The sequence below is a fragment of the Leclercia sp. Marseille-Q4284 genome (genome assembly GCF_916618945.1).
Classification (GTDB): domain Bacteria; phylum Pseudomonadota; class Gammaproteobacteria; order Enterobacterales; family Enterobacteriaceae; genus Enterobacter; species Enterobacter tamurae.
This window is the reverse complement of sequence record NZ_CAKAKG010000001.1, coordinates 689,712-704,784: the sequence shown is the minus strand read 5'-3', so window position 1 is coordinate 704,784 and position 15,073 is coordinate 689,712. Positions and strand designations below refer to the sequence as shown.

Here is a 15,073-nt window from a genome sequence, read left to right as displayed (position 1 = left end):
CAGCGAGGCGGCTTGTCCAGGCGCAATTTACTGCTGCCAGATAATTTTGCTGATTTTCCAGTTCTTCAGCGTGTCATCAGCAGGCATTAATCCGTCCGGGCCGTTCCAGGTTCCGCTGAACTGGTAGCTGATATGCTGGCTACCGTCGGCCTTACACTCCACCGTCACGCTGTCGTCACCCGGCACGCTTATGCAGTTGCCGTAGGCTTTCTGATACAGGTCGCTGAACGGGGTACCGATTTTTACCCCAGTGTCGGTTTCGATTTCGCTGTCCAGTACCTCAATGCGCCCGACAGTGGATTTATCACCGTTAATCACCAGCGCCAGCTGGTCATCTTTCAGCGCTTCGAAGTAGTGCACGATGGTGCCGTTTTGCGTTCTCATGCCGCTGCGCAGACGGTAATCACCGCCTAACGCCGATTCGATAGCGCTCTGTTCCAGCGCCGTGGCGGCAGTGATATTGCCCACGCCCTGTTCGGTCACTTCGGTAGATGAGCCGAACCAGTTCCAGGGATAAGCCGCAGACCAGTTCACGGCGGAGAGCGTTGAACAGCCCGTCAGGGCAACGGGGAGCGCGCATAACAGTAAACGCAGCGATTTCATCGGGAGTTCCTTTCTGGTTAATCTAACGCTTGTTGGAGTGCAGCATCGCTAAAAAGTGCCGTTTAATCTTTCTCGGGCGTGAAACAGGCGCGTAAACGGGGATGGGTCACCAGCCACAGCAGCGCCACGATATCGGCCACCAGCAGGCTAATGCCGATGCCGCTCAGCGCTTCACCCTTCAGCCACAGCAGGGGTTGCCAGCCCAGCAGCACCACCTGGGCGAGGATCAACAGCCAGCGCAGCGCGCGCCAGATTCGCGGCATCAGATGACGCCGCCCGCTGAGTAAAAAGGCCAGCACCGCCGGGATCCCCGGCAGCAGTCCGAGCCAGAAGTTATCATGATCGGGATAAAACAGGTTCAGCAGCGTATTGCCCTGATCGCGGGAGGCACCGGCCAGCACGAACAACACCCAGGTCCGCGCCTGAAGCAGCAGCACGCACCAGAACAGAAACGGCAGACGAACCCGGCCGTGGCTGTCATAGTCGCCAGGGTGAAAATCAATACTCTTCATCTTCTATCAGGCGTTTGCCCAGCGTCAGCACGTCGGCATGTTCATAGTTGAGGCGCTCGTACATGCCCAGCACCATGTCATTATCTTCACGTACCATAATCTGAATTTTAGGGCAGCCGCGGGCAATCAGCTTCTTCTCCAGACGATTGAGCAGCGCGTTGGCAATGCCACGCCCGCGAAACTCCGGGTGAACGCCCAGGTAGTAGGCCGAGCCGCGATGCCCGTCGTAACCGCCCATCACCGTGCCCACCACTTCGCCATTCACTTCCGCGACCAGAAACAGACTGACGTCATGATTGAGCTTGCGCTCGATGTCCATCTCCGGATCGTTCCAGGGCCGCAGTAGATCGCAGCGCTCCCAAAGGGTGATCACCTCTTCGAAGTCTGCCTGGCGAAAAACGCGTATCTCCATGGTATTAACCGCCTTTTTGGGTTCAAAAACAGTGATTATGACGCGAACGCCCTCTTTCGCCAATATCCAGCGAAAAACGTCAGGAAATTTGGCATAATGGCACTTTGTCACGTATTGAAATGAAAAGTAAAACAATTCACCACACGGACTGTCGTAACGGAAAAGACGATACGATATAACACCAGGACACTCATTTTTTACACTTCAGGCCGCATGAGCACATTCAAACCCTTAAAAACACTCACATCGCGTCGTCAGGTTCTTAAAGCGGGGCTGGCGGCATTGACGTTAACGGGCATCGCCAGGCAGGCTCAGGCAAAAGACGAGAGCACGCTTAAAACCAGCAACGGACACAGTAAACCCAAAGCCAAAAAAAGCGGCGGAAAACGCGTGGTGGTATTGGATCCGGGTCACGGCGGCATCGATACCGGCGCCATTGGCCGTAACGGCTCTAAAGAAAAACATGTTGTACTGGCGATTGCAAAAAACGTCCGGTCAATTTTACGCAGCAACGGCATTGACGCCCGCCTGACCCGCTCCGGCGACACCTTTATTCCGTTGTACGACCGCGTGGAGATCGCCCACAAGCACGGCGCGGATCTGTTTATGTCGATTCACGCGGACGGCTTTACTAACCCATCGGCGGCGGGTGCTTCGGTATTTGCCCTTTCCAATCGTGGCGCCAGTAGCGCCATGGCAAAATACCTCTCCGACCGTGAAAACCGTGCGGATGAAGTGGCCGGAAAGAAAACTACCGACAAAGATCATCTGCTCCAGCAGGTGCTGTTTGACCTGGTGCAAACCGACACCATCAAGAACAGCCTCACCCTCGGCTCGCATATTTTGAAAAAGATTAAGCCGGTGCACCGTCTGCACAGCAAAGGCACCGAGCAGGCGGCGTTTGTGGTGCTGAAATCCCCGTCGATTCCCTCCGTGCTGGTGGAGACCTCCTTCATCACCAACCCGGAAGAAGAGCGACTGCTGGGCACCACGGCGTTTCGCCAGAAGATCGCCAACGCCATCGCCTCCGGGATCATCAGTTACTTCAACTGGTTCGATAACCAGAAAGCGCACTCCAGGAAACGTTAATGAAACCCAATGCACAGCTGGTCAAAACCTTCCTGCTCCAGTTGCAGGATGAAATTTGCCAGAAACTGAGCGCCGTCGATGGCGGTGAATTTCAGCAGGATGAGTGGCAGCGCGAAGCCGGCGGCGGCGGGCGCAGCCGCGTGCTGCGTAACGGCGGCGTGTTCGAGCAGGCCGGGGTTAACTTCTCCCACGTGCACGGCGATGCCATGCCCGCCTCGGCCACCGCGCACCGCCCGGAGCTGGCGGGCCGCAGCTTTGAAGCGATGGGCGTCTCACTGGTGGTGCATCCGCATAACCCCTTCGTGCCCACCAGCCATGCCAACGTGCGCTTTTTTATCGCCGAAAAACCGGGTGCCGATCCGGTGTGGTGGTTTGGCGGCGGCTTCGACTTAACCCCCTTCTACGGCTTTGAAGAAGACGCTGTCCACTGGCATCAGACCGCACACGACCTGTGCCAGCCCTTTGGTGAAGACATCTACCCGAAGTACAAAAAGTGGTGCGACGACTATTTTTACCTGAAGCACCGTGACGAGCAGCGCGGAATTGGCGGCCTGTTCTTTGACGATCTGAATACCCCGGATTTTGATACCGCCTTCAGCTTTATGCAGGCGGTGGGTAACGGCTATACCGACGCCTACCTGCCGATTGTCGAGCGGCGGAAAAACCACGATTACGGCGTGCGCGAGCGCGAGTTCCAGCTCTATCGTCGGGGGCGTTACGTGGAGTTCAATCTGGTGTGGGACCGCGGCACGCTGTTCGGCCTGCAGACCGGTGGACGCACGGAGTCAATTCTGATGTCGATGCCGCCGCTGGTGCGTTGGGAGTATAACTTTGATCCAAAAGAAGGCAGCCGCGAGGCTGCCCTGAAAGAGTTTATTCAGGTTCGGGACTGGATTTAACCCCTCCCCCTAACCCTCTCCCCAAAGGGGAGAGGGAACCGCACGGAGCCGTCTTTTCACCCTCGCCCCTCTGGGGAGAGGGCCGGGGTGAGGGGAAGCCCCCTTACAGCGGCTGGGTCTGTGCCTCTACCACCGCCAGCGCCACCATATTCACAATCCGACGCACCGAGGCAATCGGGGTTAACACATGCACCGGTTTCGCCACGCCCATCAGTACTGGCCCGACGGTCACCCCTTCCGAACTGGAGACGCGCAGCAGGTTATAGCTGATACGCGCCGCTTCGACGTTCGGCATAATCAGCACGTTGGCTGAGCCTTTCAGCGGGCTGTCCGGCATCCGCTCGTTTCGGATGCTCTCCACCAGCGCGGCATCGCCGTGCATCTCCCCGTCAATCATCAGCTCTGGCGCGCGCTCACGCACCAGATCCAGGGTCTGACGCATCTTGCAGGCCGCCGCCGATTTGGAGGAGCCAAAGTTGGAGTGCGACAGCAGGGCCACTTTCGGCTCGATACCAAAGCGACGCACCGTTTCCGCCGCCATCACCGTGATCTCCGCCAGCTCTTCCGGGGTCGGATCGTCGTTGACGTAGGTATCGGCAATAAAGGTGTTACCGCTTGGTAGCAGCAGGGCATTCATCGCCCCGGCGGTATGAACCCCTTCGCGATAGCCGAAGATCTCCTGCACCACGCTGAAGTGTTCGTGATAGTCGCCAATGGTGCCGCAGATCAGCGCGTCGGCTTCGCCGCGATGAACCATGATCGCCCCGATCACCGTGGTGTTGCTGATCACCGCCCGCTGGGCCTGCTCCTGGGTGATCCCCCGGCGCTTCATGATGGCGTAATACTCGCTCCAGTACTCCTTGAAGCGCGGATCGGATTCGTTGTTGACGATCTCAAAGTCCACGCCCGGCTTGATCTGCAGCCCCAGCTTCTGGATACGCATCTCGATCACGCTCGGACGACCAATCAGGATCGGCTTCGCCAGCCCCAGGCTTACCAGCTCCTGGGTGGCGTGCAGGACGCGAGCCTCTTCCCCTTCCGCCAACACCACGCGTTTTGCGTCGGTGCGTGCCTGGGAGAAGATGGGCTTCATAAACAGGTTGGTTTTGTAGACGAACTCGGTCAGCTTATCGACGTAAGCATCGAAATCCTGAATCGGGCGTGTCGCCACGCCGGAGTCCATCGCCGCTTTAGCGACAGCCGGGGCGATTTTAACAATCAGACGCGGGTCGAACGGTTTTGGAATGATGTAGTCCGGGCCAAAGCTCAGATCCTGATCGCCATAGGCCGAGGCCACTACTTCGCTCTGCTCGGCGTGCGCCAGCTCGGCAATGGCGTGAACCGCCGCCAGCTTCATCTCTTCGTTAATGGCAGTGGCGCCGACGTCCAGCGCCCCGCGGAAGATGAACGGGAAGCACAGGACGTTGTTGACCTGGTTCGGGTAATCGGAACGGCCGGTACAGATGATAGCATCCGGACGGACCGCTTTCGCCAGCGGCGGCAGGATCTCCGGCTCCGGGTTTGCCAGAGCGAGGATCAGCGGCGCGCGCGCCATCTTCATCACCATCTCTTCGTTCAGCACTTTCGGGCCCGAGCAGCCGAGGAAGATATCCGCCCCGTCCATCACATCCGCCAGGCTGCGTTTGCCGTCGTCGTCCACGGCGTAGGCGGCTTTGGTTTCGGCCATATTGGCCTCGCGGCCTTTGTAAATAACGCCTTTCGAGTCGCAGACCACGATGTTGTGCTTCTGCATCCCCAGCGCCACCAGCAGGTTCATACAGGCGATGGCTGCCGCGCCCGCGCCGGAGACCACCATGCGCACGTCAGAAAGGTTCTTCTCCACCACTCGCAGGCCGTTCAGGATGGCGGCGGTGCTAATGATCGCTGTCCCGTGCTGATCGTCGTGGAACACCGGAATGTTCATCCGCTCGCGCAGCTTCTGCTCGATGTAGAAACATTCCGGGGCTTTAATGTCTTCGAGGTTGATGCCGCCAAAGGTCGGCTCCAGCGCCGCCACCACGTTGATAAATTTGTCCGGGTCGAGTTCATCCACTTCAATATCAAACACGTCGATACCGGCGAATTTCTTGAACAGCACGCCCTTGCCTTCCATTACCGGTTTACCGGCCAGCGCCCCGATATTGCCCAGCCCCAGCACCGCGGTGCCGTTGGAGATCACCGCCACCAGGTTGCCACGGGCGGTGTATTTGTAGGCCGCCAGCGGATCTTTTTCGATTTCGAGACAAGGCGCGGCCACGCCCGGGGAGTAGGCTAATGCCAGGTCGCGCTGGGTCGCGAGGGGTTTGGTTGGGGAGACCTGAATTTTACCGGGAACGGGGAATTCATGAAAATCGAGGGCACTCTGTCTTAACTGCTCGTCCATTGTAAGGTTCCTTTCACGTATCGTTCAAAATGGGTGATGTTGTTATGGTCGGAGTTCACCCTGGGTGGCGGATAGTATCGCTGCTGACCGCCGTTCAAACTTTGAAGGCTGCCAAACTCTCACCATCAAAAAACAAAAATTGTTATCAATTTATAACAATCATGTTACCTGCCCATCAAAGCAAGACCATGTCCGTCTGCTATGCTTTTTTGTTAAGTACATCGCGAATTTCGCAGAAGTGTGATCTAACACACTCCACCAACTCTTTTATTTCCAAGGAGTAATTATTTATGAACCAACTAGACGGCATCAAACAATTCACCACGGTCGTGGCTGACAGCGGGGATATCGAGTCCATCCGCCATTACCAGCCACAGGATGCGACCACCAACCCGTCGCTGCTGCTGAAAGCCGCCGGGCTGTCGCACTTCTCGCACCTGATTGACGATGCGATTGCGTACGGTAAAGGACGCGGCAAAACCAAAGAGCAACAGGTCGCTGAGGCCAGCGATAAGCTGGCGGTCAATATTGGTAGCGAAATTCTGAAAAGCATCCCGGGACGGGTCTCTACCGAAGTGGACGCACGCCTCTCCTTTGACCAGGAGAAAAGTATCGCCAAAGCGCGGCGTCTGGTGCAGCTCTACGAGGAGCAGGACGTCGAGAAATCGCGCATTCTGATCAAACTGGCCTCCACCTGGGAGGGGATCCGCGCCGCTGAGGTGCTGGAGAAAGAGGGGATTAACTGCAACCTGACGCTGCTGTTCTCCTTTGCTCAGGCTCGCGCCTGCGCCGAAGCCGGGGTGTTCCTGGTGTCACCGTTCGTCGGGCGTATTTATGACTGGTATCAGGCCCGCCAGCCGATGGACCCCTACGTGGTAGAAGAAGATCCGGGCGTGAAGTCCGTTCGCAATATCTACGATTACTATAAGCAACACCGCTACGAAACCATCGTGATGGGCGCCAGCTTCCGCCGCACCGAGCAGATCCTCGCCCTCACCGGCTGTGACCGCCTGACCATCTCCCCTAACCTGCTGCAGGAATTGCAGGATAAAGAGGAGTCGGTGATCCGCCGCCTGGTGCCGTCCTCAACGGTGCTGCCAAAACCAAAACCGATGACTGAAGCCGAATTCCGCTGGGAGCATAATCAGGACGCCATGGCGGTCGATAAGCTGTCAGAAGGGATCCGTCTTTTCGCGGTCGACCAACGCAAACTCGAAGATCTGCTCGCCGCCAAACTGTAACCTTGCCATGGAGTGAACTATGTCCCGTAAAGAGTTAGCCAATGCCATTCGCGCCCTCAGCATGGATGCCGTGCAAAAAGCCAATTCCGGTCATCCAGGCGCACCAATGGGCATGGCCGATATCGCTGAAGTATTGTGGAATGATTTCCTGAAGCATAACCCCAACGATCCAACGTGGTACGACCGCGACCGCTTTATTCTCTCTAACGGTCACGCCTCGATGCTGCTCTACAGCCTGCTGCACCTCTCCGGCTATAACCTGCCGCTGGAGGAGTTGAAAAACTTCCGCCAGCTGCACTCGAAAACCCCGGGTCACCCGGAGCTGGGTTATACCCCTGGGGTGGAGACAACCACCGGCCCGCTGGGTCAGGGGCTGGCGAATGCGGTCGGGCTGGCGATTGCTGAGCGCACGCTGGCGGCGCAGTTTAACCAGCCGGGACATGAGATTGTCGACCACAACACTTATGTGTTTATGGGTGATGGCTGTCTGATGGAGGGGATCTCCCACGAGGTCTGCTCCCTGGCGGGCACCCTGGGGCTGGGCAAGCTGATTGGCTTCTACGATCACAACGGCATCTCCATCGACGGCGAGACCGAGGGCTGGTTCACTGACGACACGGCAAAACGCTTTGAAGCCTATCACTGGCACGTGGTGCACGAGATTGACGGCCACGATCCCGAGGCGCTAAAAGCGGCCATTCAGGAAGCGCAAAGCGTGACCGATAAACCGTCGCTGATTATCTGTCGTACGGTCATCGGATTTGGCTCCCCGAACAAAGCCGGCAAAGAGGAGTCACACGGCGCGGCGCTGGGGGAAGAAGAAGTGGCCCTGACCCGTCAGAAACTGGGCTGGAAATACCCGGCCTTTGAGATCCCGAAAGAGATCTACAAAGCCTGGGATGCCCGTGAAGAGGGCGAAAAAGCGCAGGCGGCCTGGAACGAAAAATTTGCCGCCTACCAGAAAGCCCATCCGGAGCTGGCGGCCGAGTTCAGTCGTCGCATGAGCGGCGGCCTGCCGGAGAACTGGGAAGAGACCACCCAGGCGCTGATCGAGAACCTGCAGGCCAACCCGGCGAAGATCGCCACCCGTAAGGCCTCGCAGAACACCCTAAACGCCATTGGCCCGATCCTGCCGGAGCTGCTGGGCGGCTCAGCGGATCTGGCCCCGAGTAACCTGACCATCTGGTCGGGCTCAACCTCACTCAAGGAAGATCTGGCCGGGAACTACATTCACTACGGGGTGCGCGAGTTTGGGATGACCGCCATTGCCAACGGTATCGCCCATCACGGCGGATTTGTGCCTTACACCGCGACCTTCCTGATGTTTGTCGAGTATGCGCGTAACGCCGCGCGTATGGCGGCGCTGATGAAGGCCCGGCAGATCATGGTCTACACCCATGACTCCATCGGGCTGGGGGAAGATGGTCCGACCCACCAGGCAGTGGAGCAGCTCGCCAGCCTGCGTCTGACGCCAAACTTCAGCACCTGGCGGCCATGCGATCAGGTCGAAGCCGCGGTGGGCTGGAAGCTGGCGGTGGAGCGCCATAATGGCCCGACGGCGCTGATCCTCTCTCGCCAGAACCTGGCGCAGATCGAGCGCACGCCGGAGCAGGTGAAAAATATCGCCCGCGGGGGTTATATCCTGAAAGACAGCGGCGGCAAGCCGGATGTGATTCTGATTGCTACCGGATCGGAGATGGAGATCACCGTTAAGGCGGCGGAGAAGCTGACCGCAGAAGGCCATGCGGTGCGGGTGGTGTCCCTGCCTTCAACGGATATCTTTGATGCCCAGGATGAAGCGTATCGTGAGTCGGTGCTGCCTTCTGACGTGACGGCGCGTGTCGCGGTCGAGGCGGGTATCGCGGACTACTGGTACAAGTATGTCGGGCTGAAAGGGAAGATTGTCGGGATGACCGGGTATGGTGAATCGGCGCCTGCCGACAAGCTGTTCCCGTTCTTCGGCTTCACCGTGGAGAACGTGGTGGAGAAGGCGCAGGCCTTGCTGTAAGTGCTTTGCCCGGCTGTGCGGCCTGATGCCCTCACCCCGCCCTCTCCCACAGGGAGAGGGTGCACACACTAAAAACGGCAACCGAATGGTTGCCGTTTTGCTTTTACCTCGTGATCCACAACGTCGGCCAGGAGTCGGGTCCATGCCAGTTATCGCAGCTTGGCTCTTCGGCGTAACGCACCAGACGGAAACGCTGGCCGGTAAAGCGCCAGCGCGTCTGTATCCCGCAGTCGGCAATCCCGCGCCCCAGGGCCAGGGTGGTCAGCTCGCGGCTCTTCTCATCGAAGCTGGCGTTCATCAACTCCATTTCGCTGCTGTCGCTCGACGGCACAAACGGCAGGCGCAGGCGCACCAGATGGGAGGCAAACGGCTTTTTGCGCGACACCAGCCAGGCCAGATCGACGGTGTTATACGCCCCGGCCTCGCAGCTGACGATCAGCAGCGCTTTGTCATCGGTTAAGGCGGTGACCCGCACTTCACGACGCGTCGGATCGAGAGAACACTGGCTGCTGTTGATGCGCCAGGTGCCATAGTCGGTAAGATCGCTGCGCTCCTCACGGGTCAAGGGTGTGGGGGTCGGGTTGACCACCGCCACCTCTTTCAGGGCTGGTGCGGGCGGGACGCTCAGCGGCGGCTGCGCGCCTTTGTTGATCCACGCGGTTTCACTCCCGCCACGCTTCTGCTGGGCGTCAATAAACTGCAGCGCCTCTTTCAGTCCATCAAGGGAGATAACCTGCTTGCCATCCGCGAGGGTGATGGCCTTTTTTTGCTGAAGGGTGGTCAGCAAGGCGGTAATGGTGGCGGTATGATCGGTAGTCAGACGCCAGGGGGTAACCTGCCAGTGCGGGGGAGCAAGCTGCAGCGGCTCGCCGTCGAGCTGCAAGCGAGGCGCGATGGCGGGCGCTTTGGGATCGATTGTCGCCAGCCCACCGAGATCGATACGCAGCACCGCATCGGTTTTCGCCCCGGCGCTGCGGCTCAGGGTCATCACCAGCCCGTTATGCTCACCGGTATTGCGCGCAATGCAAAAGTTCTGGTTGTTGCAGGTCACCTGCCAGTCAGTAAACGACTGCTGAGCAGGTGCCGCCTGAACCAGAGATGCGGGCAGCACGCTGAGCATAAAGATAAGAAAAAGGCTGTGACGCATGAATAGCAGGATCCCGGAAGCAAAAACTGACAAACAGACCGTATCTTCCTGCTCAGGCCGGGCTTACTCAATCGGATTTATCGGATAGATTTATATAAAATACATCTTATTAAGGATAATAAGATCAATCCATTAACCCAGAACTGCGCAAATACTGTAAGAGTATCACCGTTTTGCCGTCCCGTATTTCACCCGATTGTACCATCAATAGCGCCTCGCTAAAGGGCAGCTCCAGGACCTCGATCTCTTCGTCTTCGATGCCGCCGCCCTTGCCCGCACGTTGGGCATCGCTGTATTCCGCCACGAAGAAATGGACGATTTCCGTCACCCCACCGGGGGACATGTACAGCTCAAACACCTTACGCGCCTCACCGACAATAAACCCGGTCTCTTCGATCGCCTCTTTGCGAATGCAGACTTCCGGCTCATCGTTATCCAGCAGCCCGGCGCAGGTTTCAATCAAGCGTCCGTCGGGATTGCCGTTCACCCAGGTGGCGATACGGAACTGGCGGATCAGCACCACGCTCTGCTTCGCAGGGTTATAGAGCAGTACCGTGGCACCGTTACCGCGATCGTACACTTCACGTTTGTGGCGCACCACTTCGCCGTTACGCCGCGTCAAATCGTAGGTCAGGTTGCGCAGAATGAAATAGTTATCCGAGAGGCACTTGTCTTTAATCAGTTCAATTTTCAAGGTTATACGGGCTCCATTACGCGTCATGCCGGTCATTTTACGCTGTGAAGCCTGCGTTGTCGTCCGTCGGCTTAATGCGCCGCTGGCGCGTGAACCCCAAGCCAGTCGACGATGCCCTGGGCGGCGTGTCGCCCTTCCGCCATCGCTGTGACCACCAGATCGGCACCGCGCACCGCGTCGCCCCCGGCAAAGATCTTCGGGTTGCTGGTCTGATAGCGGTAGCGCGTCTCGACGCTGGCGGCGATCCGCCCCCAGTCGTCCACTTCGACGCCCTGCGCCTGTAGCCAGGGCATGGCATGCGGGTTGAAGCCAAAGGCCATGATCACCGCATCGGCAGGCATCACAAACTCGCTGCCCTCGATGGGCTCCGGGCGACGGCGGCCCTGGGCATCCGGCTCGCCCAGCCGGGTGCGCAGCAGGCGAATACCATTAACCCGCCCGGTCTCGTCGAGGGTCAGCTCCACTGGTTGAACGTTGAATTCAAAGGCGGCTCCCTCTTCCCGGGCGTTTTTGACCTCTTTTTTCGAGCCCGGCATGTTGGCTTCGTCCCGGCGGTAGGCGCAGGTGACGCTGGCAGCCCCGTGGCGCAGCGCGGTGCGTACGCAGTCCATCGCCGTATCGCCGCCGCCGAGCACCACCACGTTCAGCCCGGCAGTATCGACATAGGGTTCTTCCTCCGACGACGGCAGCCCCATCAGCTGTCGGGTGTTGCCCACCAGGAACGGCAGGGCATCGTATACGCCGGGCGCATCCTCATGGGGAATGCCCGCCTTCATTGAACGGTAGGTGCCCACGCCGACAAACAGGGCATCGTACTCGCTGAGCAGCTGCGCCAGCGGGATATCTTTCCCCACCTCACAGTTGAGCGCGAAGCGGATGCCCATCGCCGTGAAGATCTCCCGACGGCGGGCCAGCAGGGATTTATCCAGCTTAAAGGCCGGAATGCCGAAGGTGAGCAGGCCGCCGATTTCCGGGTGGCGATCGAAGACCGTGACGCTGACCCCGCGGCGGATTAACGCATCGGCGCATGCCAGTCCGGCGGGCCCGGCCCCGATAATGGCGACCTGCTTATTGACGGGGATAACATGGCTCAGATCGGGCCGCCAGCCTTTGGCCAGCGCCTGGTCGGAGATATAGCGTTCGATATTGCCGATGGTCACCGACCCGGCAACGTCGCGCACCGTGCAGGCGCCTTCGCACAGTTTATCCTGGGGGCAGACCCGGCCGGTTACCTCCGGCAGGCAGTTGGTCTGATGGGATAACTCCACCGCGGCGTCGATATCCCCGGCCTTGACGCACTCAATCCACTGGGGAATATGGTTGTGCAGCGGGCAGGTCCATTCGCACACTGAATGCTCCCCGCAGGTCAGGCAGCGGTCGGCCTCACGCTGGGCCTGCGCCGGGCGGAACGACAGATAAATTTCGTTGAAATTACCCGCTCGTGCTTCGGGAGTCAGTTTATCCGGCTCGCCGCGGGCGGTCAGGGCAAACATCCGCTCGCGTTTGCTGACCTCACGGGGAGCGAGCGCCGCCCCGGTCTGCCACGGCTGCGCCTCATGACGCGCCGTGCGTACCTGCCGCGTGCGGGCCAGCTGGTTCAGGGTAGCGGGCGTAACGCGCATCAGGGCATCCGCCGGGCAGTTCGCCACGCAGGCCGGGCCCTCGGGGCGATCCAGGCACAGATCGCATTTCTGCGCGGTGGTGGTGACGATCTCCATGGTGCCAAACGGGCAGGCCACCACACAGGCTTTGCAGCCGATACATTGCTTCGCGTCAACCTGCACGCTGTCGCGCATCCGGCTGATGGCCCCGTTCGGGCAGCTCTGGATGCAGGGGGCGTTTTCACAGTGGTGGCAGGTGACGGCGCTGTGTGTATTGCCCTCTTTCACCACGGTGATACGAGGGGTAAAATGGCGCGCGCTGAGGGCATGTTGTTCATTATGATGCGCCATGACGCACGCCACTTCGCAGGCACGACATCCAATGCAGAGCTGGCTGTTGGCCATAATAAAATGATTCATCACGGTTCCCCTGCTGGGCTGAATAACCTTATTCTTTGTATGAATAATGTATTTACCCACCGCAACGAATTCAGGCAATGTTCAATTGCCCAAGAACGCGAACTATTTCGCCTGAACCTGTGTCAGATCAATTAATTTCATTCCTGATGAAATTACGTTTCATTCCCTCCGCGGAAACGTTGTTCAGGTTTGTTTCGTATTAGCTCAGGACGCGATTTGTGATTGTAAAACAACCGGTTTCACGCAGCCTTGCCCGGGCCTTTTTCGCCATCATTGCGCTGTCGCTACTGACCAGCGCCATCGCCCTGTTTACTCTCGCCAGCAGTCAGCGCGACGCCGAAGCGATCAACCTGGCGGGGTCATTGCGCATGCAGAGCTATCGTCTGGGTTACGATATGCAGCGGGGCAGCGCCGATCTGCTGCCCCATCGCCAGACCTGGCAGCAAACGCTGAACGCCCCCGCCCTGCTGACGCTGAAAAGCTGGTACGTGCCGGATGAGGTTCAACAGCATTATCACCAGCTGCAGCTGGCGTGGCAGGGGGTAAGCGAGAAGCTCGATCAGGGCGATTACGTCTGGTATCAGAACCATATGGATGAGTATGTGGCGCGTATTGACGCCTTTGTCCTCTCCCTGCAGCATTACGCCGAACATAAAATCCAGCTGGTGTTCGCCATCTCCTTTGCCGGCGGGATCGGCATCATCCTGCTGGCATTCAACACGCTGCGGCGCATCCGTCGGCAGGTGGTCGCCCCGCTCAATCATCTGGTCGCCTCCAGCCTGCACATCGAACAGGGCCGGTTTGATACCCCGGTGCCGGATACCGATCTGCCGAACGAGCTTGGTCTGCTTTCCCGCACCTTTAACCATATGGCCACCGAGCTGCACAGCCTGTATCGCTCGCTGGAAATTTCGGTTGAAGAGAAGACCCACCATCTGCACGAGGCCCACCAGCAGCTGGAGATGTTGTTTACCTGTTCGCAGGAGATGAACACCAGCAAGATCGACAGCCACTGTTTCCGTCATATCCTGCAAACCGTGCGCGAATACACCGGAATTACCTGGCTGGCGCTGCATACCAGCGACGGCTGGAAAATGCAGGAGGGCGAGGCCGCTGAACACCTTGAGACGCAGGTGCTGCCGGTCATTATGCTGGAGACCCGCTTCGGTGAGCTGCGCTGGCAAAGCGAGCAGCGCGCCGTTCCGATCCCACTGATGAAAAACGTCGCCACCATGCTCGGGCGTGGCCTCTTCTCCAACCAGGCTCAGAAGCACTATCACCAGCTGCTGCTGATGGAGGAGCGCGCCACCATCGCCCGGGAACTGCACGACTCGCTGGCGCAGGTGCTGTCGTATCTGCGTATCCAGCTGACGCTGCTCAAACATGCGGTGCCGGAGGAGAATGAGCCGGCGCAGGGGATCATTACCGATTTCTCCCGGGCGCTGAATGCCGCTTACCGCCAGCTGCGCGAGCTGCTGACCACCTTCCGTCTGACCCTGAATCAGGCCAACCTCCCCGCCGCGCTGCAGGAGACGCTGGACGATCTGCAGAAGCAGACCAGCGCAACACTGCGCCTCGACTGTCGCCTCTCCTCCCTGGCGCTGGACGCCCAGATGCAGGTTCACCTGCTGCAGATTGTGCGCGAGGCAGTGCTGAACGCCATCAAGCACGCCCAGGCCAGCGATATTCAGGTCAGCTGCGTTACCGCCCCGGACGGCAGCCATACGGTGAACATTCGCGACGACGGGATTGGAATTGGCGACGCCAGCGAGCCGCCGGGTCACTACGGTCTGAACATCATGCGCGAGCGCGCCGACAGGCTCGGAGGCACCCTGCACTTCTCCCAGCCACCCGGCGGAGGGACGCAGGTCAGCGTCTGTTTCCGCTCGTCAGCCAGTACCGAGGGTAAATAACGGTAAAATCAGGGGGAATGTCACCGCTCAGCCATGGGGATGGGCAATACTCACCGCTTCAGGATAATCGCGCGGATAAAGCGCATGATAATTTACATTATCTCCTTTATTTCTCCACGTTTGGCATCCGCCTTGCCGCTAGAGTGATGCG

General features: G+C 58.9%; 12 protein-coding genes. 5 read left to right on the top strand and 7 right to left on the bottom strand.

Features of this window, described 5'->3' with window-relative positions:
- Positions 1-27: 27 nt before the first annotated feature.
- From LG383_RS03235 to LG383_RS03225, 3 genes are all read right to left on the bottom strand, one after another.
- Positions 28-603 carry an RpoE-regulated lipoprotein gene (locus LG383_RS03235; protein WP_106994659.1) on the bottom strand — a complete coding sequence of 192 codons (576 nt, stop codon included), beginning with the start codon at positions 601-603 and terminating at the stop codon, positions 28-30.
- Positions 604-665: 62 nt separating this feature from the next.
- On the bottom strand, positions 666-1,115 hold the full coding sequence (locus LG383_RS03230; protein WP_225758308.1) for a DUF2919 domain-containing protein: 450 nt from the start codon (positions 1,113-1,115) through the stop codon (positions 666-668).
- Positions 1,102-1,527, bottom strand: coding sequence for a GNAT family acetyltransferase (locus LG383_RS03225; protein ID WP_106994657.1), 426 nt, complete (start codon positions 1,525-1,527; stop codon positions 1,102-1,104). The genes LG383_RS03230 and LG383_RS03225 overlap by 14 nt, the downstream gene beginning before the upstream one ends.
- A 213-nt stretch (positions 1,528-1,740) precedes the next feature.
- Here LG383_RS03225 and amiA point away from each other — a divergent pair, with 213 nt between their 5' ends.
- A complete protein-coding gene (amiA, locus tag LG383_RS03220) occupies positions 1,741-2,616 on the top strand; it encodes an N-acetylmuramoyl-L-alanine amidase AmiA (protein WP_106994656.1) in 876 nt (291 codons plus the stop codon).
- Positions 2,616-3,515, top strand: coding sequence for an oxygen-dependent coproporphyrinogen oxidase (gene hemF, locus LG383_RS03215; RefSeq protein ID WP_166183280.1), 900 nt, complete (start codon positions 2,616-2,618; stop codon positions 3,513-3,515). Before amiA ends, hemF begins: the two co-directional genes overlap by 1 nt.
- A 103-nt stretch (positions 3,516-3,618) precedes the next feature.
- Here hemF and maeB read toward each other — a convergent pair whose 3' ends face one another.
- Positions 3,619-5,898: an NADP-dependent oxaloacetate-decarboxylating malate dehydrogenase gene (maeB, locus tag LG383_RS03210; RefSeq protein ID WP_225758307.1), complete on the bottom strand. Its 2,280-nt coding sequence runs from the start codon at positions 5,896-5,898 to the stop codon at positions 3,619-3,621.
- Positions 5,899-6,188: 290 nt separating this feature from the next.
- Between maeB and tal the strand changes: the two genes are divergently transcribed.
- Together tal and tkt are read left to right on the top strand one after the other, a co-directional pair.
- A complete protein-coding gene (gene tal / locus LG383_RS03205; RefSeq protein ID WP_106994652.1) occupies positions 6,189-7,139 on the top strand; it encodes a transaldolase in 951 nt (316 codons plus the stop codon).
- 19 nt (positions 7,140-7,158) lie between these two features.
- Positions 7,159-9,147 carry a transketolase gene (gene tkt / locus LG383_RS03200; protein ID WP_225758306.1) on the top strand — a complete coding sequence of 663 codons (1,989 nt, stop codon included), beginning with the start codon at positions 7,159-7,161 and terminating at the stop codon, positions 9,145-9,147.
- Between the two features lie 103 nt (positions 9,148-9,250).
- On the opposite strand, the gene LG383_RS03195 is transcribed toward tkt, so the two are convergent.
- The 3 genes from LG383_RS03195 to aegA all read right to left on the bottom strand — a co-directional run bounded on the left by LG383_RS03195 (position 9,251) and on the right by aegA (position 13,009).
- Complete coding sequence (locus tag LG383_RS03195; protein WP_225758305.1) at positions 9,251-10,294, bottom strand: DUF1176 domain-containing protein; 1,044 nt, start codon at positions 10,292-10,294, stop codon at positions 9,251-9,253.
- 124 nt (positions 10,295-10,418) lie between these two features.
- Positions 10,419-10,994 carry a GDP-mannose pyrophosphatase NudK gene (nudK, locus tag LG383_RS03190; protein WP_106994734.1) on the bottom strand — a complete coding sequence of 192 codons (576 nt, stop codon included), beginning with the start codon at positions 10,992-10,994 and terminating at the stop codon, positions 10,419-10,421.
- Positions 10,995-11,059: 65 nt separating this feature from the next.
- A complete protein-coding gene (aegA, locus tag LG383_RS03185) occupies positions 11,060-13,009 on the bottom strand; it encodes a formate-dependent uric acid utilization protein AegA (protein WP_255639575.1) in 1,950 nt (649 codons plus the stop codon).
- 218 nt (positions 13,010-13,227) lie between these two features.
- Here aegA and narQ point away from each other — a divergent pair, with 218 nt between their 5' ends.
- The gene (narQ, locus tag LG383_RS03180; RefSeq protein ID WP_225758304.1) at positions 13,228-14,922 is read left to right on the top strand and encodes a nitrate/nitrite two-component system sensor histidine kinase NarQ; all 1,695 of its coding nucleotides are present in this window, start codon (positions 13,228-13,230) and stop codon (positions 14,920-14,922) included.
- The last annotated feature ends 151 nt before the right edge of the window (positions 14,923-15,073 follow it).